Genomic DNA, 22,385 nt, shown 5'->3' on the forward strand with positions numbered 1-22,385 from the left:
CTGCGTGGAGTTGATAACGTGAACCTGCTTACCTTTTTCAGGAAACCGGCGTACATCGCCGCCCTGCTCTTCCTTTTCATCAGTATTGGCGACGGCGTGATGCTGCCTTTCTTTGCCCTGTGGGCACAGAAAGACGCGGGCGTGCCGACGGCATGGATTGGCGTCCTTTTCGGCTGTTACGCCGGTGGCGAACTGCTTGCCACACCGCTTCTTGGCGGTATCGCGGATCGCCTGGGTCGACGACCTGTCCTGCTTGCTTCCACCCTGGGCGTTGGCGGCGGATTCCTGCTGTTGTCGTTCTGCCACGGCGTCATTGCGACGGCTGCCGTGCTTCTGCTGATTGGCGTCTTCGAAAGCGTGCTGCATCCGACGGCCTTCACCGTGATCGGCGATGTGGTGCCGCAGGACGAGACACGCCATTACTTTGCCGTGGCGCGTGTGCTCTCCAGTGTCGGGCGTGCCATCGGGCCGGCCCTTGGTGCGCTTCTCGTGTTGAGGTCGTTGAGCACGGTATTCGTCGGCTCCGCCGTGGCGCTCCTGATGGCCGCTGCGCTGGTGACATGCTTGCTACCCGAGACTCGCCACGTCGGCACCGCCGGGGAGGAAGACGATGACGAGGAAGGCTTCTCGGCCTTGTTGCCCGCACTTCGCGATCGCCGTCTCGGCGGCTTGCTGCTGTGCTTCATGTTGCTGGAGGTTTCGGGAAGCTGGGTCGAAACGGTCCTGCCGCTCAGCGTGCATGCCGCGGGGACGCTGACGCCTTCGGGCGTCGGCTTGCTCTTTACCTTCGGCGCCGTGCTTACGTCATTCTTTCAGATCCCCGTCACGCGGCTCACCGCTCAAATCAGTGCACGCGTACTGGTGCTCGCCAGCGCGGCGATACTGATCGTGGCCTTTGGCGTCCTTTTGGCCTCGCCGAGCCTGGTTGCGCTTGTCGCGGCGATGGCGTGCTTCTCGATGGCCGACATCTTCTGTGGGCCGCTGATTCCTTCAGCAGTGAACGAACTGGCAGCACCGAAGACGCGGGCGACGTACATGGCTGCCGTGTCGGTGGCGAACGATCTGAAAGACACCGTGGGGCCGGCTAGCGGAACGATGCTGTTCTCGGTAGCGGCCACCTTGCCCTGGGTTATCGGTATTCCGTTGGTGGGAGCCGCAGCGCTGGGCCTGGCTTCGGCGTTGTCGCGAGCACCCATCGCCGATGAATCGGCTCCAACCGAGCCTGTTTCGTAGCACCCATCGCCGATTCATCGGCGAGCCGTTCATCCGTTGATCGGCGCAATCCGCATCAAGACGGTCGCTATCGATGCAGCGCAATGTGCCGGTAGCGGCCAGTCGGCCCCTCGTAAGAAAAAAAGGAGCCCACCCGTGAGACCTCAGACTTCCTCACGCCCGCCGTGGATTTTGATTCTCACGGCCGTCGTCGTCCTGCTCCTTGGCATCGCGCTCAGCGTGCTGGGCGTCAAGCTCGTCACCCTGGGTGGATCGCTGCACTATGTCGTCTTCGGCCTGGGCCTGATCGCCGTTGCGGCATTGCTTTATGCGCAGCGACAGTCGGCCGTTTCGCTCTACGCGGTCATGCTGGTGCTCACGACCGTATGGGCGCTGTACGAGGTCGGCCTCGATTTCTGGCAACTGTTGCCCCGCCTGGACGTCTGGTTCGCGCTCGGGATCTGGCTCGCCCTGCCTTTCATTCGCCGGCCGCTGCGCGCGACATCAGCTCCGTATCCGGCGGCGTCCCTTGCGCTCGGCCTCGTCTTCCCCTTGGTCGTTGCACTGGTGAGCCTGCCCCGCGAATCGACCACGATCGAGGGCCACCTCGCGCGCGGACTCGATGCGGTCCTGCCGACGGCGGCACTGGGTCCCGGCGGCCTACCGGCCGGCGAGTGGCATGCCTATGGTGGCACCCCCTTCGGTCAACGCTATTCGCCCCTGGACCAGATCACGGCCCAGAACGTGGGTCATCTGAAAAAGGCCTGGGAGTTTCACACCGGTGACCTTCCGGGTCCCGAGGATCCCGTCGAAATCACCAACCAGGTCACCCCGCTGAAGATCGGTGACACGTTGTACGTGTGCACGCCACACAGCATTGTGATTGCCGTGGATGCGACCACCGGCAAGGAGCAGTGGCGCTTCGATCCGAAGATTCAGAGCGCGAACGGCACGTTCAAGAAGTGGGAACACATGACCTGCCGTGGCGTGTCGTATCACAACGACGCGGACTATGCGGCGTCCAGTACCGCGCCGGCGGCGGCAGCGACGACGTCAATGGCCTCGACACCGGCAACCACGGCGACCGACTGCCCGCGCCGCCTCTTCTTGCCGACCGCCGACGCGCGCCTGATCGCCCTCAATGCCGATAACGGACAGATCTGCCCCAGCTTCGGCGACAAAGGCACGATCCAGCTCCTCACCGACAATCTCGACGGCAACATGCTTCCGGGTGGTTATTACTCGACGTCGCCCCCGGCGATCACTCGCGATCTCGTCATCATCGGTGGCCACGTCAGCGACAACTATTCCACGCATGAAGCATCGGGCGTCATTCGTGCCTTCGACGTGCACGACGGCCACCTCGTGTGGAACTGGGATGCCGGCAATCCGGACGAAACCACGCCACTGCCGGCAGGCCAGCACTACACGCGCAACTCCCCGAATGTGTGGTCGGTGATGAGCGTGGATGAAAGGCTGGGCCTCGTGTACCTGCCGATGGGCAACCAGACACCGGATACCTGGGGCGGCGATCGCACGGCCGGCGCGGAGAAGTACGCAGCCGGCGTGGTTGCACTCGACATCGCCACGGGCAAGGTGCGCTGGAACTACCAGTTCACCCACCATGATCTGTGGGACAAGGATGTAAGCGCCCAGCCGACCCTCGTCGATCTGAAAACGCCCTCAGGTGTACAGCCCGCCCTCATCTCGACCAGCAAACAGGGCAGCATCTACGTGCTGAACCGGCTGACCGGACAGCCGATCATCCCCATCGACGAAGTGCCGGTCGCTCAGGGCGCGGTGCAAGGCGATCACACCTCGCCGACGCAAGCCCGGTCGCAGCTCAACTACGATCCGCCGAAGCTGACCGAAGCAGACATGTGGGGCACCACGCCCTTCGATCAGGTGATGTGCCGCATCCGCTTCAAGTCCATGCGTTATGACGGGCCATACACGCCACCCGGCGTGACCGAGACCCTCATTCATCCCGGCAATGCGGGCGTCTTCGACTGGGGTGGTATCTCAGTCGATCCGGTTCGCCAGATCGCGTTCACCAATCCCAACTCGTTCGCGTTTGTGTTTCGTCTGGTCCCCGCGGCGGAAGTCGCACGTCGTGAGGCGTCGACCAACGAGAGTTCGGGCGTCCACCCCGATACGGGCGCACCGTACGGCGTCGAGATCTCCCCGCTTCTCAGCGCGCTCGGCATCCCGTGCCAGGCGCCGCCCTGGGGATGGGTGTCGGCGGTGGACCTGACCACGGGCAAGATCATCTGGAAACACAAGAACGGCACCACCCGTGACAGCGCGCCATTCGGCATTCCGCTGCCGCTCGGCGTGCCCGGCCAGGGTGGCACGCTCATCACGGCCGGCGGCATTGCGTTCTTCGGCGCCACGCTCGACTCCTATCTGCGTGCGTATGACGTCACCGATGGTCGCCAGCTCTGGAGTAGCCGACTGCCTGCGGGTGGCCAGGCGACGCCGATGAGCTTCAAGGGCAAGGATGGCCGCCAGTACATCGTCATCATGGCCGGTGGCCATGGTTCGCTCGGAACGAAGATGGGTGATTCCGTGATGGCGTACGCACTACCCGCGCCTTAAATACCCAAATTTGCAAATACACCCAAAATACCCCAACCTCCGCGGGATGCCACAGGGCGCGCCGTCGTCGATCGGAGGTTGGGGATGTTTGCTTTTCAAGGGCCGTTTGGCCGTCTTGCCGGGTATTCGGCAGCCGTGGGGCTGCTGGCCCTTTCCCTGCAGGCGCCGGCCGCATCGACACCCCCGCATGCACACACCATCACCTACGACCACTACTCGCTGAGTATCGACGGCAAGCCGACCTACCTCTGGTCGGGATCCTTCCACTATTGGCGCCTGCCCTCGCCGGATCTGTGGGCCGATGTCCTGCAGAAGATGAAAGCCGCGGGCTTCAACGCCGTGGAAATCTACTTCGACTGGGGTTACCACTCGCCCAAACGCGGGGTCTATGACTTCGCGGGCATCCGCGATGTCGACCGTCTTCTGGACATGGCGCGGGACGCAGGCATTTACGTCATTGCCCGTCCGGGCCCGTACATCAACGCGGAAACCGACGCGGGCGGCTTTCCTGGCTGGCTGGTCACGACGGCCGGCAAGCCCCGGTCCACCGCACCGGACTACACCGCCGCCTATCGCGAGTGGATGACGCAGATCGATCGGATCCTCGCGCGTCATCAGTTCACCGATGGCCGTGGCACCGTGCTGCTTTATCAGGTCGAGAACGAGCTTTACGACGATTCCGCCGATAGCCGCCGCTACATGCAGGACATCGAAGACAAGGCGCACGCCGATGGCATCACCGTGCCACTGATCGGCAACCACAACGATAACTTCTTCACTGGCGTCGGCGCCGTCGACATGCCCGGCTACGACTCCTATCCGGCGGACTTCGACTGCACGCGTCCCGAGCGCTGGAACGGTGTGTACGACTTTGCAAGCGAACGAAAGCGCCTGACTCACTCGCCGCTGTTCTTCCCGGAATTCCAGGGAGGCGCGTTCGACGTCTGGGGTGGTCCCGGCTATGAAGCCTGCCGCAAGCTCACCGGCCCGGACTTCGAGCGCGTGTTCTACGAGTCGAACATCGCCGCCGGCTCGACCATGCAGAACTTCTACATGACCTACGGCGGGATCAATTGGGGCTGGCTGTCGTCGCCGGGCGTTTACACTTCGTACGACTACGGCGCACCGATCACGGCAAACCGGATTCTCACCAACAAGTACGACCAGCAGAAGCTCATCGGTTACATGACACACGCCGTCGCGCCGCTCGCGCGGACCGATGCCGTCGCGACATCCGTGCCGGACAACCCGCGCCTTCGCGTCAACGCCCGCGTCAATCCGGAGGACGGCACTCGCTTCTACATCCTGCGGCACGCCGACGCGGCGGATACGTCGAACGACACCACGCACCTCCGCGTCACCCTGGGCAAGACGGGCGATACGACGATTCCACTGCAGGCGGGCACCGCGATCCGTATCAACGGCCGCGATTCGAAGATGCTTCTCGCCAACTACCGCTTCGGCAGGCAGGACCTGGCGTATTCGACGTCCGAGCTGATGACGCAGCTGCGCATGGGCGACCGCGATGTCGCGCTGCTTTACGGCCGGCACGATGAAGACGGTGAAACAGTGTTGCGCTATTCGACCGAGCCCACGACACGCGTGATCGATGGCAACGTCACCGCGCACTGGGACGCGGCCACGCACATGCTCCGCCTCAACTATCGCCATGACGGACTGGCGCGAGTCACTATCGGCCAGGGCGAGACATCCCTGCTGTTGCTGATCGGCGACAACGAGACGGCGAAGCACTTCTGGCAGCTGGATACGTCAACGGGACCTGTCCTCGTGCGCGGCCCTTACCTCGCGCGGACCGCCACTGGCGAGGGCGAGCAGTTGGCTCTTACCGGCGACACCGACAAGGCCGGTGACATCGAGGTGTTCGCTGGCCCGGGTATCCATGGTTTTACGTGGAATGGGGCGCCCGTGACAGCGAAGGTCACGGCCTCCTCAAGCCTGCAAGGCCATATCGACGGTCCGCAACCTGTGTCGCTGCCGAGCCTCACAGCCTGGCGTATCAGCGAGGCCGCGCCGGAAATCGCACCGACCTTCGACGATAGCGGCTGGACGGCCACCGACCGCACCACCACGCCCAATCCCTACTGGAATCACGAGCTGCCGATCCTGGACAGCGACGACTACGACTTCCATCACGGCAACGTGTGGTATCGCGGCCATTTCACGGCCACTGGCAAGGAAACCGCCATCCTCCTCGCTGCCAACACCGGTGTGCACCTGGGCAACCACGGCATCTTCACCGCCTGGCTCAATGGCCACTTCCTCGGTAACAACCCGAGCGGCGCGCAGCAGTTCCCCATCGACCCCAGCTGGCTCAAGACAGGTGGCGACAATATCGTCTCCGTGCTGGTCGACAACACAGGACACCTCCAGGAAGAACACAGTGGCAGCTTCCGCGAACCGCGAGGCCTCATCGCTGCCACGTTCGCGGGTGCACCCACCGGGATCCGCTGGAAGATCCAGGGCAACGTCGGCGGTGAAAACCTGCCGGATCCGGTCCGCGGGCCGTTCAACGCCGGCGGCCTCTATGGCGAACGGATGGGCTGGCAGCTACCCGGCTTCGCGGACGAACGCTGGGCGACGACCACCCTGCCCCGCGCAACGGATAAGCCCGGCGTCGACTGGTATCGCACTCGCTTCCACCTGGATATTCCCGCGGGCCAGGACGTGCCCATCGCCTTGCGCATCCACGACATCGCGCCGCATCACTATCGCGCGATCATCTTCATCAATGGCTGGCAGATGGGGCGTTACATCAGCGACGTTGGTCCGCAGACCGACTTCGAACTGCCGGCGGGGCTGCTGAACCCGCACGGAGACAACACCGTCGCCATCGCTTCGTGGAGTACGGCGCAGGACGGTGGATTGGGCGAGGTGTCGCTGGTGATGCAGGGCAACTACCGAAGTGCACTGGACCCGAAGCCGGTCGCGGCGCCGGACTATCAGCAAGTGACGAAGGCACAGAAGGCCTCGCTCAAGCCCGGCGCGACGAACTGACCCGATCGCGCGGGATCAGGCTCCCAGCCATGCCTCGAGGACGACGGCATGGTTGATCGCGGGATCGTGTGCCCCGTAGACCAGCGTCACCTTGCGCTTCTTCACCAGCGCGCGCAGTTCCGCCACCGCCGGATTGTGCTCGAGCTCGTGCCGGTACTTTTCGGCAAAGGCGTCGAAACGGTCTTCGCGATGATCGAACCAGGTTCGCAACGTCGGCGTCGGCGCGATCTCCTTGAGCCAGAGGTCGACGGCCGCCTTCTCCTTGGTCAGGCCACGGGGCCAGAGCCGGTCGACCAGGACGCGCATGCCATCACGAGGCGATGGCTCTTCGTAGACGCGCTTGACGGATAAGTTGGGCATGGCATCAACTCCATGGGAGTGAACCCATTATGGCGCTGGCGACGTTGATTAACGCGGGGAAGTAACCCGGCTCATATAACGGCTGCCAAGCCACGCTGCGCAGAGCGGAAACAGCAGGTAGCGGGACGTCATCGACAGGATCTGAGAAATCAGGCCGTAGGAACCGTTGATCGCATCACCGCTGAAGAACGAGAAATACCAGAAGGCGGTAAAGGCGATGAAGAGGACGCCATTGGGCAGCGACCCGGCGGTGATCGTCTCGTAGACCTGCGCCAGCATCCGCGTCAGGAAGTGCCATGTCACCCAGGCAGACACCGCCATGACGAAGGGAAACAGGAGCCATGTCGAGATGCCAAGGCCTTTCGCGGCGAGTGCAATGTCCGCGTGCGTGGTCAGCGCCCGGAGGGGCACATAGCTCCAGACATTCGCTGCGCACATGAGCGACAGCCAGTAGAGGAACATCACCGGATACCGCCGGGACCTGACCGAGGACGTCGAGATCAGGGCGTAGATAAGGAAATAAAGCAGGCCGTTCCCAACGAAGGGGCCTGCCAGCGCAATGACCGCTGCACTCGGGCCGTGCCCGCTCGCGAAGATCGGGTTATAGCTCACGTTGTCCGAAACGTCGCCCAGCAAGATGACGTTAGAAACAGTCGCTGCGCCGTAGTCGACATCGAATGGTTTCGCCATCCAGCCCAGCGACCAGGCAGTCAACGTGTGTGCGTATTCATGCGTGAGGTAGGCCACCGCATGAGCGACAAGCGCGAAAAGCGTCGTGACCAGGGCGAAGATGATGCTCTTGCGCCCAAGGCGGGTCGCATCCGAACGCAAGTCTTGATCCACGGCAACGCCTTCTGACGATGGGATGATCCAACAGGGGCCAACATGGTTGGCCTCGGCGGATCATCCCACACTCATCATGCCTCGGACGTCACCGCCACATGTGCCTCGGAACGATCCCGCATACTGACGAAGATCATCGCCGCCGCCACGAGTAGCACCGCACCGGCGCCGACGAACACGCCCGACGCACCGGCCCGATCGAACACCAGGCCGCCCGCTGCTGCGCCCAGCGTGATGGCGAACTGCACCGCTGCCACGATCAGGCCGCCACCGCTTTCGGCTTCATCGGGAACGGTCTTCGTGATCCATGTCGTCCACGCCACCGGCACGGCGCCGAAGGCCATGCCCCACAGCGCGACGAGCAGCGCGTCAGCCATCGGGGCGCGACCCAGGGCCACCAACGCCAGGGCGATCGCACCCATCGCCAGGGGCATCAGCAAGAGGGTCATGCGAAGGCTGCGCTCGAGGACGAAGCCCGCGAGCGACGTACCGATGAAATTGGCGACGCCGAAGCCGAGCAGGATCACCGACAGCCCGTTCACGCCCACGCCCGTCACGACTTCGAGGAAGGGCCGCAGATACGTGAAGAACGCGAAGTGCCCGGTGAACACGAGGAGCACCGAGATCATGCCTGCGCGCATGACAGGGCGCTTCATGACTTCGACCAGCGTACCCATCCGCGCCGAACCGGTAGGCGCCATCTTCGGCAACACGACAAGCTGCCAGAAAAAGGCGAGTACACCGATGACCGTCGCGATCAGAAAAACGTTGCGCCAGCCGATGAGATGACCGAAGTAGCTACCCAGCGGTGCGGCGGCCACGGTAGCGACGGATACGCCGCTGAAGATGATCGACAGCGCCCGCGGCACCATCGCCTCGGGCACCAGACGCATGGCGACGGCCGCGGACATCGTCCAGAAACCGCCGATGGCAATGCCCAGCAGCACGCGCCCCACCAGCACCAGCGCCAGCGTCGGCGCAAAGGCAACGAGCAGGTTGGAGGCAACCAGCAGCACCGAGAACGAAAGCAGAACCGTCCGCCTGTCCGTGTTGCGAGTCAGTACCGAGATCACCAGGCTCGTGACCAGGGCGATCGCCGCTGTCGCGGTCACCGTCTGCCCTGCCATGCCTTCGGTCACGCCCAGACTGGCCGCCATGGGGGTCAGCAGGCTGGCGGGCAGGAATTCAGCGGTAATCAGGGCGAAGACGCCCAGGGTCACCGCGAAGACCGCGCCCCAGGCGGGCCGCTCCGTTACTGCCAGCGTGTCGCCGGTTTCCGCACTAGCCGTCATGTCGCTTCCCGTCCAACAAAGGAAAGGGAGCATGGTAGGCGGGTCAGGCCGGACGGTATATGATGCCAAGTCCTTAATACTTGATCGTGCGTCCGGACTTATGACTCTCCCCGCGTTTGCAGACGAATCGGATGCAGCCAGCGAGCTGTTGCTGGGGATGCGCCTGGTCGGCGTGAAATATCGGCGCATCGAGCTTGCACGGCCGTTCGGTGTCGGGTTCAAAGGCGAGCCGGGGCATGCCCAGTTTCATTTCGTCGGCCGTGGTCCCGTGCTCCTGCGAACCCATGACGACAGGGTGCTCTCGCTCGAGACCGGCGACGCCGTCCTGCTGCCGCAAGGCCGTCCGCATGTGTTGCTCTCGTCCGCAGACATACCGTCGCGGGATGTCACGGACTTTCTGGCCACGCCGCTGTGCAACAGCGTCGCCGACATTCATCCTGAGTGCGAAGCGAGTGCGCGCGCCTCAGGCGCACTGATCTTCAGCGGATGCATGGAATTCGAACTCGGCGGCATGCAGCCACTCGTCGCAGCGATGCCCGACGTGATGCTTGTCGGCACGCTGCTCGACCGTTATCCGGAGCTGCGTCCCATGCTTGACGCCATGGAACGTGAGTCCTGTCATAGGCGCGCCGGTTTCGCCGGCATTCTCGCCCGGCTGGCCGACGTGGTCTCCGCGATTATCGTGCGCGGCTGGGTCGAATCGGGCTGTGGCGATGCCTCCGGCTGGCTGAAAGGGCTCCGTGACCCACGCCTGGGTAAGGCCATCGTTGCCATGCATCGCGAGCCTGGCCGCAACTGGACCGTCGCCGAGCTCGCCGATGAAATGGGCAGTTCGCGTTCGGTATTCGCCGAGCGCTTCTTCACCGTCACCGGCATGACCCCGGTGCGCTACCTCACCGAACTTCGCATGCGGCTGGCGGCCCAGTGGATCGGACGCGACGAGGCCACGATCGAGAGCGTGGCGTTCCAGCTGGGGTATGGCTCCCTGGCCGCCTTCAGCCGGGCGTTCAAGCGGGTGATCGGCGAGCCGCCGGGGGCCATGAGGCAGGCGGCCAAGTGAGCGCCAGGCTTTAATAAGGTTCATCGCGGAATCCCGGGGACGCCGAAGGCGGTGAGGCGCAGAGCCTTCGGCGTGTAGACGTGGCGGCGCAGAGCCTTCGGTGCGCAGGCGTAGCGGCGCAGAGCCTTCGGTGCCCACCCCTGAGGTTCGTGCGGGTCGAGCCGACGAAGCAACGCCGCTTCGGCTGCTGGCTCGTCGGCATCGCCAAACGGTCGACCCCAGCGCGCTGAGATCGTCCGCGCAAGGCTGCGCAATGGTGAGGACAACGCTCGCCACGCCGGAAATGACGTATCTGCACGTTCGCCGTACCTGCCGGCTTCGGCGGCAACTCCCACGACTCTCCTTCCAGCTGACCGTATCGTCGTGAGAGACCTTGGTGTCCACCCTCGAGGCGAGTTCCGCACAAGTGGAGCGGCCGTAGGCCAATAAGAACAGGGGCCGCGTGAGCGGCCTTCCGTTTCGAACGCGGAGGACGTGTCTGAGCAGCGAGGGTGGGCACCAAGGTCTCCCCGCGAGACGCCCAAGTGTACGAGGCGACGGCGAAGCCGAGCCCGCGAAGCCGAAGGCGAGCCATGTGCGAGGTGCGAGTTGCGAGTTGCGAGTTGCGAAAGAATGCCCCGCCCGAAACCCGAGCGCCCGGACCCCGGTAATCCGCGAAGAACCTTTAATAAGCCATCGCCTTATTAAGGGTTATCGACTTATCCTTTAATAAGCCCTAGGCTTATTCAACCTTACCAAGGGTCGCACCCCGTGCGCCGACAGGATCTTTCCCCTACTCGACAGCGCAGCCTCGTCAAATGTGACGAGCCGCGATCGCACTGCCATGCCCTCGTTCCACCTGCGACGCCTCGGATATTGCCGTCCTCTGGCCGCGTAGCGTCAGCCATCGGCCGGGCCCACGAGGCACTCGGACGCCTTCAGGACGCCGTCGCTCATCTGCCCAACACCGAACTGATTACGCGTTCGCTTGCACGTCGCGAAGCCGTGCAGAGCTCTCAGATCGAAGGAACGCGGACGCAGCTATCCGAGCTCCTGGAATATGAGGCCACCCAAGGTGCCGAAGGGGCAACTGCCGATGCCCGGGTGACGGAACGCTACGTCGTCGCGCTCAAGGACGGACTGGACTCGCTAAAACCGCCAGCGACTGCCGGCCTGACTCTCGATGTCGTCAGACGCCTGCACCTTACCCTGATGGAAGACGCGCAGCCCCACGTCCGGCCGGGCCAGTGGCGGGATACGCAAGCATGGATCGGCTCAGGACGAATCGAGGATGCGACCTTCGTCCCGCCGCCGCCTGGGAACATTGAGGCGTGCATGCGAGAGCTGGAACTGTCAATGCTTAGGTATGAGAGAAACGAAGACGAACACTATGAACTCGGCATCGTCGCTCGCCTTGCCATTACGCATGCGCAGTTCGAAACCATCCATCCGTTCGCCGACGGTAACGGACGCGTCGGTCGCCTGCTCATGCCCCTCATGTTGGCTGAAGCGAACTATCCGCCACTCTATCTTTCTGGCTTTCTCCTGAAGCATCGCCATGCGTACTACAACAGCCTCGCAGGGGTGCAGCTGAAGGAACATTGGGACGCATGGGTCGAGTTCCTGTCCAACGCGGTGGTGGGCGCGTGTGACACGTCGCTCGCTATCGCGCGTGACATGAACCGCATTGTCGAGGGATGGCTTGACGCGCTCTCCGACATTCGCGTTGACTCGGTCGTTCACAAGCTGCCTAATTTTCTGCTTGGACATCCCGTGACGAGCGTAACCGAGGTGGCTGCACTCCTTGGGTCGTCGTTCCCGACGGCGTCCAAAGCGGTGGAGCTGCTTGTCCATCGCGGCATCCTCCAGGATCGCTATCCCGAACGAAAGCGCAACCGGATCTTCCACGCGTCGGAACTGCTGACCCGGCTCGAACGCAATTGACCCGCGATCAATGGATCGAGGCGTCCGCATGTCATCGATCGGGGAAGCCGCCGCCCCCGTTACGTCGGAACGAAGACCACCCTTGCCTTACCGCCGTCGTGATCCCAGGCCGTCTGGACGTCTGATAGCGGAAGCACCCGCGTGGCGATCCGGAGGTTCGCCGGAACCGCTGCGGCGAAGACGTGCCCCACGGCAGCAAGCAGATCGGGCAACGGCACGCTCTTGATCCCGCTACCCATCAGCACGATGGCCGATGATCGCAGTGCGGCGCTGGGCAAGGTGATGTCCGCGCCACTGGAACTGCCCACCTGCACGAAACGCACGGGCCGCGCGTCTTCGACCGTCTTCGCGACCGCAGCGATGATGGTCTGGGCGCTCTTTCCCCAGAGGTAATCGACGACCACATCGACACCCTCCTTGCATTGCTCCCGGATGGCCTCTTCAAACCGGGAAGAACCGTCGGGACCGGTCCCATCCAGATGCATCGGAATCACGACATCGGCGCCCAGCGCTTTCACGGAAGCCAGCGCTGCTTCGTCGCGTGCCGTCGCAATGACCTTCCCTGCGCCGAGATGCTTTGCCAGCTGTACGGCCAGCCGTCCGGCAATGCCGGTGGCGCCGTTGATGATCACGGTGTCGCCCTGTTTGAGCTGTGCGCGGTGAACAAGAGCCGCCCAGGCAGACATGCCGGGATTGGCCAGGGCGGCGGCAGCGATGTCGTCGATGCCTTCGGGCACCGGAATGCAATGGCCAGCGCGTACACGAGTCACCTCGGCCATGGCGCCAAAGGGCGCGCCAGGCAGAATGAAGTACACGCGACGACCGTCCTGCGTCACGCCGACGCCGTCCGAGCCGGCGATCGCGGGAAGCGAAGCGCTGGCGCTGTAGTGCGCGCCAGACGCACGCGCCTTGGTGAAGTGCGTGAGCGCCGCCGCTTTCACGGTGATCAGTTCTTCGCCCGCCTTGGCGGCGGGCGCTTCGAAATCGGCGAACACGGGCGGCTTGCCCGCTTCGTAGACAACGGCAGCTTTCATGGGTGCTCCGAATAATCTAACATTGTTAGAGCAACTCTAATCATGTTAGATTCGGTTTGCAACCCCCCGGAGGCCCGCCCCCATGAAAGTGAATCGCGACATCATCGTGCAGGCCGCCTTGCGCCTTCTCGACGACACGGGCTTGGAAGACCTCACGCTGCGCAAGCTGGCCCAGTCCCTGGATATCCAGGCGCCTACCCTCTACTGGCACTTCAAGAGCAAGGACGCGCTGATCGACGAGATGGCTACGCTCGTGCTGGTCGGCGGCGCCGACCACCTGGTGCCGGAAACGCCCTCCGACGATTGGCGGGTGTGGGTCGCCACGTTCGGGCACGGCCTGCGCAAGACGCTGCTGGCCTATCGTGACGGCGGCCGCATGATTGCCGGCACGCGCCTCACCAACACGCTGTTCCAGGAAACCGCCGAGCGTATCGGTGGTCACCTCACGCAGGCGGGCTTCACGACGCGCCAGGCCGTCACCTTGCTGAGCGCGGTCTACACTTTTGCCGTCAGCTTCGTCATCGAAGAACAGGCCGTGTTCCCGAAGCCGGGCGAGCGCTCGCCGGCGTATGACATCGAAGTGAGGAAGACGCAGCTGGATCCCGATGCCTTCCCGCTGCTTCGCGAAGCCGGCGAGGTGCTGTTCGATCGGTTCGACCAGCGGTTCGATGAGAGTATCGACCTCATGCTTCGCGGTGCGGCAACGCTGCTACAGCGATAAGCTTCGTCGTACCGCGGTCGATAGCGGCGACCTGATACGGAGCGACACGATGCCTTTTCGTTTTGCCTTCTCGACATTCGCCATTTGCGCCGCGATGTGCGCGTCAGCACGCGCACCGGCCACCGAGCATCCCGGCAGCCTTCCTGCCGACCTGCCCGCTTACATCGACCGCGTTCGCTCCACCTTCAACGTTCCCGGCATTGCCGTGGCGGTGATCAAGGACGGTAAGGTCGTGTTCGAGCAAGGCTCCGGCCTGCGCGACGTGGAAAAGCACCTGTCGGTCGACATCCACACGAAGTTCTGCATCGCATCGAATACCAAATCCGTCACGGCGACCGCCATCGAGATGCTGGCCGAGCGCGGCAAGCTGCATATGGATGACCGGGTGATCGACCACCTGCCCTGGTTCCGCATGGCCGAGCCCTATGCCACGCACGACATGCGTATCCGTGACCTGCTTGCCCACCGCAGCGGACTCGGGCCCCATGCGGGCGACCTCCTCTTCCTCCCGTCCACGCACTACAGCACGCGCGAGGTGGTAGAGCACCTCGCGAACCTGCCTTTGGCTACCGGCTTCCGCGAAACCTTTGCCTACGAGAACATCATGTTCGCCGTGGCCACGCTGATCGTCGAGCACGCCTCCGGCGAACGTTATGCCGACTTCATTCGTGCGCAGATATTCGCCCCGCTGGGCATGAGCGATGCGTTGATCGACGGCTCCGAACTCCAGCCAACGGATGACGTGGCGACCTCCTATATGCCGGAGGCGGACGGCCGACTCGGCGCCGTGCCTACGCTGGTGTGGAAGAACAATGCCGGCGCCGCAGGCATCTACGCGAGCATCGACGACATGGCGCGCTGGGCGGGAACCCAGTTGAGCCAGGGCGTGTTGCCGCAGCCAAAGGGCGCGCAAGCGCGGCTATTCAGCGCGGCAACGCAGGCCGACATGTTTACGATGGTGACGCCGATTCCGATCGACGCGCCATCAGTCCCGGCACTGGCTGCAGCCCAGCCGAACACGTTCGGCTACGCCGCCGGCTGGTTCGTCTCGGATTTCCGCGGCCAGCACATGGTCTGGCACACCGGGGGCTTCCCGGGCACCGTGTCCGAGACGACCTTGTTGCCCTCCCTCGGCCTCGCCGTGGTCGTGCTGACCAACCAGGAATCCGAAGAGGCCTTCAACGCGATTACCTTCCACGTCGCGGACGGCTATCTCGGCAGGCACGATACCGACTGGATCGCGGCGTACTGGGCGTCCGCAAAGAAGCGCGCCGAGCGCCTTGCTGCCGACGATGCGATGCATGGCGCACGCCCCCTGCCCTTGCTCCAGCCGACCCTTCCCCTCACAGCGTATGCGAGGCGCTATCGGGACAACTGGTACGGGATCGTGAACGTCGCCGTCGACGGCGACACGCTTCGTGTTCACTTTGCCGAGTCATCGCGCCTCGACGGCACGGCCGAGCCCTGGCACGGCGACACCTTCCGGATCCGATGGGACGACCGCACGCTGCACGCCGACGCTTTCATCGACTTCGCTCCCGATGGACACGGCGGCATCCGTCGCGCCACGATGCACAGGGCATCGGCCCGCACCGCGCCAGCCTACGATTTCCAGGACCTCGACCTGCGTCCCCAATGACACCGCTGAGCTCGCTCCTCGAAGATGTCCGTGCGTGCACGCTGTGTGCCGCCCGCCTGCCGCTGGGCCCGCGGCCAGTCGTGCAGATGTCCGCGTCGTCCCGCATCCTCATCGCCGGTCAGGCGCCGGGTCGGAAGGTGCATGAAACCGGTCTGCCGTTCAATGACGTCAGCGGTGACAGGTTGCGCCAGTGGCTGGGTATCTCGCGCGAGACGTTCTACGACGAGACGAAACTGGCGATCCTCGGCATGGGATTCTGCTTTCCCGGAACAGGCAAGTCCGGCGACCTTCCGCCTCGTCCCGAATGCGCGCCGGCGTGGCGCGCGCCCTTGCTCGCCCATCTGAAGAATGTGCAACTCACCCTGGTGCTCGGGCAATACGCGATGGCCTACCACCTGCCCGGCCGCGGCAAGACGCTCACGGAAGTCGTCACCGGATGGCGGCGCGACTGGCCGTTGATCGTACCGTTGCCTCACCCGAGTCCACGCAATCAGGCATGGCTCAAGCGCAATCCGTGGTTCGAGCAGGAACTGTTACCGGTGCTGAAGATACGCGTGGCCGAGGTACTCGGCGACACGGCCTGATCCGGCGGATCAGGCCTGGAACAGGCTGATCTGCGCCGTCGTGAGGTTGGCGAAGCTATCGCCCAGAGGCCCGAGGATCGCGTCCGCGATCGGCTGTAACTGGCTGGTGAGGTAATGCTCGTAATCGATACGTGACTCACGCGACTCGAGCGGCTCGGGCCCGTTACGCGTCATCACGTAGCTGATCCAGCCACCATTCTGGTACTGCAGCGGACGCTGGCGGCGCGCATTGTAGTCGTCGGCCATGCGTGCCGCTCGCACCTGCGGGGGCGTATTGCTCTGGTAGTCGATCAGTTTGCCGCGCAGGCGCTTGCGATAGACGAGAAGGTCGTCGAATTTGCCAGCGAGCAGGCCTCGCGTGTAATCGCGAATAAACGCGGCATACGGCTGTTCCTTGAAGATCAGCAGGTACAGCGCCTGCTGAAACTTCTGCGCCAGCGGCGTCCAGTCGCTGCGCACGGTTTCCAGTCCGCGATAAACGACCTCTTCTTCGCCGTTCTCCGAGACGACCAGCCCGGCGTAGCGCTTCTTGCTGCCCAACTCACTACCGCGGATGGTCGGCATGAAGAATCGCTGGTAGTGCGTGTCGAACTCGATCTCGAGCTTGCTCTCCAGGCCGAAGGTTTCGGATAGATGCTGGTCCCACCACCGGTTCACGCGCTCCACGAGATGGTCGGCGATGGTGGACGCCTCGGCTTCGCTGCGGCGCTGCTTCAGCCAGATGAAGATCGAGTCCGTGTCGCCGTAGATGACCTCATAGCCTTCGGCCTCGACCAGTTCGCGCGTGCGACGCATCACATCGTGACCTCGCAAGGTGACCGCCGAGACGAGCTCCGGATCGAAGAAGCGGCAATTCGGGGCGCCGAGCACGCCGACAAACGAGTTCATCAGCAGCTTCAGCGATTGCGACTGTGCCTGGTTACCTTGTCGCTTCGCCTCGTCGCGACGCTCCCACAACTGGGTGACGATCGCAGGCAGGCAATGCCGGGTGCGGGAGAAGAATCGTCCATGAACACCGGGCACAGCCGCCAACGACGAGGTATCGAGGGCGCCTTCGGCCAATCCTACGGGGTCCACCAGAAAGCTACGGATGATCGATGGATAAAGGCTCTTGAAGTCCAGCACGAGGACGGAGTCGTACAGCCCTGGCCGGGAGTTCATCACGAAGCCGCCGGGAAACGCTTTTTCCGCAATGTCACCGACATTCGGCGCGACGTACCCTTCCCGGTGCATGCGCGGCAGGTACTGGTGGTCGAACGCGGCAATGGAGCCACCGAAGTGATCGGCCTGAAGGCCGGTCACGTGCGCGCGTTCCAGCAAGAAGTCGAAGAGCTTCGCCTTGGCGAAGATCCGCGTGACCAGTTCGCAGTCTTTGAGGTTGTAGCGCGCGAGTGCGACTTTGTCCTCGTGGAAACGTCGTTCGATCTCGGCCATGCGATGGTAAGGGTCATCGATGGACTTGCCCTCGCCGAGCATGTTCTGAGCGACATTCTCGAGACTGTAGGACGAGAAGCTCCATTGTGCCGAGCGCACCGCTTCGATGCCGTCGATCACCAGACGTCCCGCCATGGGGGCGAAAAGGAAACCTTCCCGCCGGGAATGACCCCGCCACTCAACCGCCTGTGCACCGCGCCCCAGTAACAGAGGAATGCCGTACTTATCCGCGTGCGACTGAAGCAGGCGCAGATCGAACTGCACGAGGCTCCATCCGATGACGGCGTCCGGATCGTGTTCGGCAAACCAGGCATTCAGCCGGCGGATGATCTGCGCGGGATCGGTGACGTACTCGAGATCGAAGTCGTCAGGCGGCGCAGCGTCCGCCGCGGGCTCGCCCAGCATGACCACCTGCCGCTTTCCGCAACCCTCCAGGGCGAGGGAGTAGAGGTCGCCCTCGGCGCTGGTCTCGATGTCGAGCGATACCACGCGTAACGACGGCCGGTAGTCGGCGACGGGCCTGAGTTTCGGATCCAGGATGGCGTCGCCCTCTTCCACACCGCCCTCCACGCTGACCGCGGCGGTGATGAAGCGCTCCATCATGTAGCGCTCGGGCGGGCGTATATCGGCTTCGTACAGCGGAACACCCCGCTCCTTCAGCCGTTTCTCCAGCAACATCATCTGCCGGTGGCTGCGGGCATACAGGCCCAGCACCGGCTCCTGCTTAAAGGTTTTCAGCGGTAGTGGACGTATCTCCACCGAGGCCACCCTGCGCGCGACGCCCTCGATGTCCGCCTGCTGCGACGCCCTGGCGAAGGCGACCGACTGCTGCGCTGTCATCACGACCCGTTTCGGCCCCTTGTCGGTGGCCAGCCAGAACTCGACATCGGTGCCGTGCCCCGTGTCCCGCCAATGGCGGGTAAGGATGAAACCCTGTCGGGTCGGGGAGGTCACTGCGGGATCCTGTCGATAGCTGCGAGGCCGCTGCCAGGGGTGAATTGTGCCATTCCTTCGAGGGAATAAGTCCTATTCCCCCGGCGCCACTACTCGCGTGGCGCGAGTGCCCCACTTCGTATTTCACCATCCCATCGTTTCATCCATCGAGGCTTCACATCATGAGCAAACTCACAGGCAAGGTCGCTGTCGTTACCGGCGCATCCAAGGGTATCGGCGCCGAGATCGCCAAGTCGCTGGCCGCCGAAGGCGCGTCGGTCGTCGTCAACTACGCGTCGAGCAAGGCCGGCGCGGATGCCGTTGTCGACGCCATCACCAAGGCGGGCGGCAAGGCTGTCGCCGTCGGCGGCGACGTAAGCAAGGCCGCCCAGGCGCAGGCCCTGGTCGAGGCGGCCGTGTCGAACTTCGGCAGGCTCGATATCGTGGTGAACAATTCAGGTGTCTACAAGTTCGCTCCGATCGAAGCCTTCGACGATGAGCACTTCGACAGCCACTTCAACGTCAACGTGCGCGGCACCTTGCTGGTCACGCAGGCCGCGATGAAGTACCTGCCCGAAGGTGGCAGCATCATCAATATCGGTTCGGGCGTGAGCAGCATGACGCCGCCGCAGTCGGTGATCTACACCGCGACCAAGGGTGCATTGGATGCCATCACCGGCGTGCTTGCCAAGGAACTGGGACCGCGCAAGATCCGCGTCAACTCGCTCAACCCGGGTATCGTCGAGACCGAAGGCACCCACACCGGCAACATCATCGGTTCGGAGCTGGATACATTCCTGGTCTCGCAGACGCCGCTGGGTCGCATCGGCCATGTCGACGACATCGCACCGGTAGCGGTGTTCCTCGCTTCCGACGATGCGCGCTGGGTCACCGGTGAGATCATTGTCGTCTCAGGCGGCCTGCGCTAACCACCGCAGGATCACTCCGACAGGCTCAGCTCCGGAATGGAGCTGAACCTGGCGGCCAGGAACTCAGTGAAGACCTGGGCTTTCCGGGTCTGTCGACGACCTGCCGGCGACACTGCGCTGATCGGAAAGGCGGGCGGCGAGTAGCCAGCCAGCACCTGCTGCAAGCGCCCCTCGGCAATATCCCGCGCGTACAGCCAACCCGGGTTGTGCCCCATCCCGAGCCCGGCAAGTACCGAGCCCCGGATGTGTTCGGCATCGTTGGTACGTATCACCGGTTTGCCGTCGACGACGAGGGGTCCGCCGTTCTCTGCGAACCGCCAGGCGCGCGAGGCGCCCTGGAACATGAAGACCACGCAAGGCATCGTTTCGATGTCGCGTGGATGCTGGGGAACGCCGTAACGCTCGAAGTAGGCAGGTGTACCCACCGTCGCGAAGCGAACCCCACCGATGCGTCGCGCCACCAGCGACGAGTCGGACAATGCGCCGATGCGGATCGCCACATCGATACCGTCTTCGACAAGATTGGCGTGACGTTCGGAGATGTCGAAGTCGATCGTCATCTCTGGATAGAGGGCGAAGAACTCCGGGAGGTAGGGCAGGACGAAAAAACGTCCGAAAGCCGCCGAGATAGCCACGCGCAACACGCCCGTCGGAGCGACCTGCGCATGCCCTACCCTGGCTTCAGCAGCATCCACGGCCTCGATGAGCTGGAGGATGGACTCGTAGTACTGCTGGCCAGCCTCCGTGACGCTGAGGCCGCGGGTGGTCCGGCGCAGCAACTGCACGCCCAGCCGCGATTCAATCGCGGCGATCTGCTTGCTGACCGTGGATTGGGAAACGCCGCTCGAGATCGCGGCCTTCGAAAAACTGCCGGAATCGGCTACCCGCACGAACAACTGCATGGCATCAAGCCGATCCATAAGTGCTCCGCATCGGGTTCATGAACGTACCGGGCCCCGCTGACTCAATCTACGGCAGGCATGGCAAGGCTGCCAGCCTCGAGGCTGCTCGGATGAACCCGGTACTTTGCACCCGTCCGTTCACGGCGAGAAGCCCTGGAACGGACTAACATCCATGCGGCCATCGAATACCGAGACCCCGGGCACCGAGTTCAAACGTCCAAGACGCGGCCGTGGGTTCGGCGAATAGTCCTCCGTCTTCAAACAAGGCCAACCGCATGAATGACACCGTTCTCAGCAAGAGCTTTCTCGACGCCCAGCGCGAACGCCTCGTCGCCCTGCGCAAGCAGCTGATCGGCACCGCCGACGACGCAGGCAACGAAGAGGGCCTGCTCCAGCAGACCGCCGGCGGCGAGCCGCAGGATTCCGGCGACGACGCCGAGCGTTTTGCCCAGCAGGACCGGGACGAATCCATCCTGAGTCACAACGAAGGCCGCGTCGCCGTCGTGGATCGCGCGCTGGAGAAACTCGACGAAGGCACCTACGGCATCTCCGACGGCAACGGCGAGGAAATCTCGAAGGCACGCCTGGAAGCGATTCCCGAGACGATCTACACCCTAGAGGAAATGGAAGCCCGCGAGCGCGCCGAGCGCAACGCCCGCTGAGACCGCACGCCAGGCGTAATCCCTCCCCGCCACGGAACAAAACTGCAAGGAGCGCGGGCCCGCCAGCTGTTACGTTGACGGCATGACGTTACGTGTCGGCATCGTGGGCGGTTCCATGGGCGGTCTGTTCGCAGCGAGCTTGCTGCGCGCGGCAGGCCACGATGTGCACGTCTTCGAACGCTCCGTGCGCGGCCTTGAAGGACGCGGCGCGGGGCTCGTCGGCCAGCGCGAGCTATACGCCATCCTGCGGTTGCTCGGATGCGAGCAGGCCGCGCGCGTCGGTGTGCTTGCGCACGAGCGGATCACGTTCGCGCGAAACGGCAGCATCGCGCAACGCGATGTGACCCCGCAGACCCAGATTTCCTGGGACCACCTCTATCGCACCGTCCGGCACCTGCTTCCCCCAGCGTCCTATCGGGTAGACGCCCGGGTGGTTCGCGTCGAGAACTCGGCCTCGGGGGCAGCGATCATCCTCGACGACGGCGAAGCACATCGGTTCGACCTCGTCATCGGCGCCGACGGGGTCGGCTCCGTCGTGCGCTCTGCCGTGAGCCATGGCCCTACCGCGAGCACCTACGCCGGCTACGTCGCCTGGCGTGGACTGCTTCCCGAAACGCAACTCCCTGTGGAAGCCGCCACGGTGCTCTCCGAACGTTTCGCCTTTTATCACCCGCGCGGATCTCAGATGCTCGGTTACCTCGTGCCAGGCGCGAGCGGCGAGACGGCTCCGGGCCAGCGACGCTACAACTGGGTCTGGTACCGGCAGGCCGCCGAGGGCCTCGCGCTGGACCGCTGGCTTACCGGCAGTGACGGACGCCTTCGTGAGTACTCAGTGGCACGCGGCGACGTGCCGGACGAGCTTCGTGACGAGCTGCTCAGGGCGGCCGACGAGCTGCTTCCCACCCCCTTCGCCCTGGCAGTGCATGCCGAACCGACGCCCTCCATCCAGGCGATCTTCGACTACGAGAGCACCCGCATGATCCGTGACCGTGTCGCCCTCCTCGGTGATGCCGCCTTCGTGGTCAGACCCCATACGGCGATGGGCGTGGCGAAGGCCGCAGGCGACGTGATGGCGCTGGTGGCCACGCTCGCCCGCCTGCCGCTGGAGAAGGCTTTGTTCGTCTACGAGGCCGAACGGCTGGCCGAAGGTCACCGCCTTGCCGTCTATGGCAGGGAGCTCGGACGCCCTCTCACCGCCTGAACTGCGGACGCCCGCACATTTGTCACATCCGGCCCCTGTGCGC

General features: G+C 63.9%; 17 protein-coding genes. 11 read left to right on the top strand and 6 right to left on the bottom strand.

What is annotated here, in order from left to right:
• The first annotated feature begins 18 nt into the window (after positions 1-18).
• The 3 genes from HB634_RS07930 (at position 19) to HB634_RS07940 (ending at position 6,825) form a co-directional block, all read left to right on the top strand.
• Positions 19-1,233, top strand: a complete 1,215-nt coding sequence (locus HB634_RS07930) for an MFS transporter (RefSeq protein WP_213948218.1) — start codon at positions 19-21, stop codon at positions 1,231-1,233.
• 135 nt (positions 1,234-1,368) lie between these two features.
• Complete coding sequence (locus HB634_RS07935; protein ID WP_345777474.1) at positions 1,369-3,810, top strand: glucose/quinate/shikimate family membrane-bound PQQ-dependent dehydrogenase; 2,442 nt, start codon at positions 1,369-1,371, stop codon at positions 3,808-3,810.
• 84 nt (positions 3,811-3,894) lie between these two features.
• On the top strand, positions 3,895-6,825 hold the full coding sequence (locus HB634_RS07940; protein WP_213948219.1) for a beta-galactosidase: 2,931 nt from the start codon (positions 3,895-3,897) through the stop codon (positions 6,823-6,825).
• Positions 6,826-6,840: 15 nt separating this feature from the next.
• On the opposite strand, the gene HB634_RS07945 is transcribed toward HB634_RS07940, so the two are convergent.
• The 3 genes from HB634_RS07945 to HB634_RS07955 form a co-directional block, all read right to left on the bottom strand.
• The gene (locus HB634_RS07945; RefSeq protein WP_063573278.1) at positions 6,841-7,185 is read right to left on the bottom strand and encodes a DUF488 domain-containing protein; all 345 of its coding nucleotides are present in this window, start codon (positions 7,183-7,185) and stop codon (positions 6,841-6,843) included.
• 48 nt (positions 7,186-7,233) lie between these two features.
• Positions 7,234-8,028 carry a hypothetical protein gene (locus HB634_RS07950; RefSeq protein ID WP_213948220.1) on the bottom strand — a complete coding sequence of 265 codons (795 nt, stop codon included), beginning with the start codon at positions 8,026-8,028 and terminating at the stop codon, positions 7,234-7,236.
• 74 nt (positions 8,029-8,102) lie between these two features.
• Complete coding sequence (locus HB634_RS07955) at positions 8,103-9,320, bottom strand: MFS transporter (RefSeq protein WP_063573280.1); 1,218 nt, start codon at positions 9,318-9,320, stop codon at positions 8,103-8,105.
• A 100-nt stretch (positions 9,321-9,420) separates the two neighbouring features.
• Between HB634_RS07955 and HB634_RS07960 the strand changes: the two genes are divergently transcribed.
• Together HB634_RS07960 and HB634_RS07965 are read left to right on the top strand one after the other, a co-directional pair.
• Positions 9,421-10,380: an AraC family transcriptional regulator gene (locus HB634_RS07960; RefSeq protein WP_213948221.1), complete on the top strand. Its 960-nt coding sequence runs from the start codon at positions 9,421-9,423 to the stop codon at positions 10,378-10,380.
• A 1,083-nt stretch (positions 10,381-11,463) separates the two neighbouring features.
• Positions 11,464-12,303, top strand: coding sequence for a Fic family protein (locus HB634_RS07965; protein ID WP_269447953.1), 840 nt, complete (start codon positions 11,464-11,466; stop codon positions 12,301-12,303).
• Positions 12,304-12,362: 59 nt separating this feature from the next.
• On the opposite strand, the gene HB634_RS07970 is transcribed toward HB634_RS07965, so the two are convergent.
• A complete protein-coding gene (locus tag HB634_RS07970; protein WP_213948222.1) occupies positions 12,363-13,337 on the bottom strand; it encodes a zinc-binding alcohol dehydrogenase family protein in 975 nt (324 codons plus the stop codon).
• An 82-nt stretch (positions 13,338-13,419) separates the two neighbouring features.
• On the opposite strand from HB634_RS07970, the gene HB634_RS07975 reads away from it, so the two are divergent.
• The 3 genes from HB634_RS07975 to HB634_RS07985 are packed head-to-tail and all read left to right on the top strand — an operon-like array spanning position 13,420 to position 16,281.
• Entirely contained in the window at positions 13,420-14,058 is a 639-nt protein-coding gene (locus HB634_RS07975) for a TetR/AcrR family transcriptional regulator C-terminal domain-containing protein (RefSeq protein ID WP_063571259.1), read from the top strand.
• A gap of 49 nt (positions 14,059-14,107) precedes the next feature.
• Positions 14,108-15,697: a serine hydrolase gene (locus tag HB634_RS07980; protein ID WP_213948223.1), complete on the top strand. Its 1,590-nt coding sequence runs from the start codon at positions 14,108-14,110 to the stop codon at positions 15,695-15,697.
• Positions 15,694-16,281, top strand: a complete 588-nt coding sequence (locus tag HB634_RS07985; RefSeq protein WP_213948224.1) for a uracil-DNA glycosylase family protein — start codon at positions 15,694-15,696, stop codon at positions 16,279-16,281. The genes HB634_RS07980 and HB634_RS07985 overlap by 4 nt, the downstream gene beginning before the upstream one ends.
• A 9-nt stretch (positions 16,282-16,290) precedes the next feature.
• Here the strand turns inward: HB634_RS07985 and HB634_RS07990 are convergent, their stop codons facing one another.
• Positions 16,291-18,669 carry a DNA polymerase II gene (locus HB634_RS07990; RefSeq protein WP_213948225.1) on the bottom strand — a complete coding sequence of 793 codons (2,379 nt, stop codon included), beginning with the start codon at positions 18,667-18,669 and terminating at the stop codon, positions 16,291-16,293.
• Positions 18,670-18,830: 161 nt separating this feature from the next.
• On the opposite strand from HB634_RS07990, the gene HB634_RS07995 reads away from it, so the two are divergent.
• Positions 18,831-19,577 (top strand): glucose 1-dehydrogenase, encoded by a 747-nt coding sequence (locus HB634_RS07995; protein ID WP_213948226.1) that lies wholly within the window; start codon positions 18,831-18,833, stop codon positions 19,575-19,577.
• An 11-nt stretch (positions 19,578-19,588) separates the two neighbouring features.
• Here HB634_RS07995 and HB634_RS08000 read toward each other — a convergent pair whose 3' ends face one another.
• Positions 19,589-20,497 carry a LysR family transcriptional regulator gene (locus tag HB634_RS08000; protein ID WP_213948227.1) on the bottom strand — a complete coding sequence of 303 codons (909 nt, stop codon included), beginning with the start codon at positions 20,495-20,497 and terminating at the stop codon, positions 19,589-19,591.
• A 257-nt stretch (positions 20,498-20,754) separates the two neighbouring features.
• On the opposite strand from HB634_RS08000, the gene HB634_RS08005 reads away from it, so the two are divergent.
• Complete coding sequence (locus HB634_RS08005) at positions 20,755-21,141, top strand: hypothetical protein (protein ID WP_063571253.1); 387 nt, start codon at positions 20,755-20,757, stop codon at positions 21,139-21,141.
• A gap of 82 nt (positions 21,142-21,223) precedes the next feature.
• Positions 21,224-22,342 carry an FAD-dependent monooxygenase gene (locus HB634_RS08010; RefSeq protein WP_213948228.1) on the top strand — a complete coding sequence of 373 codons (1,119 nt, stop codon included), beginning with the start codon at positions 21,224-21,226 and terminating at the stop codon, positions 22,340-22,342.
• Positions 22,343-22,385 lie beyond the last annotated feature (43 nt).

The sequence above is a fragment of the Luteibacter sp. dw_328 genome (assembly GCF_018449605.1).
Classification (GTDB): Bacteria; Pseudomonadota; Gammaproteobacteria; order Xanthomonadales; family Rhodanobacteraceae; genus Luteibacter.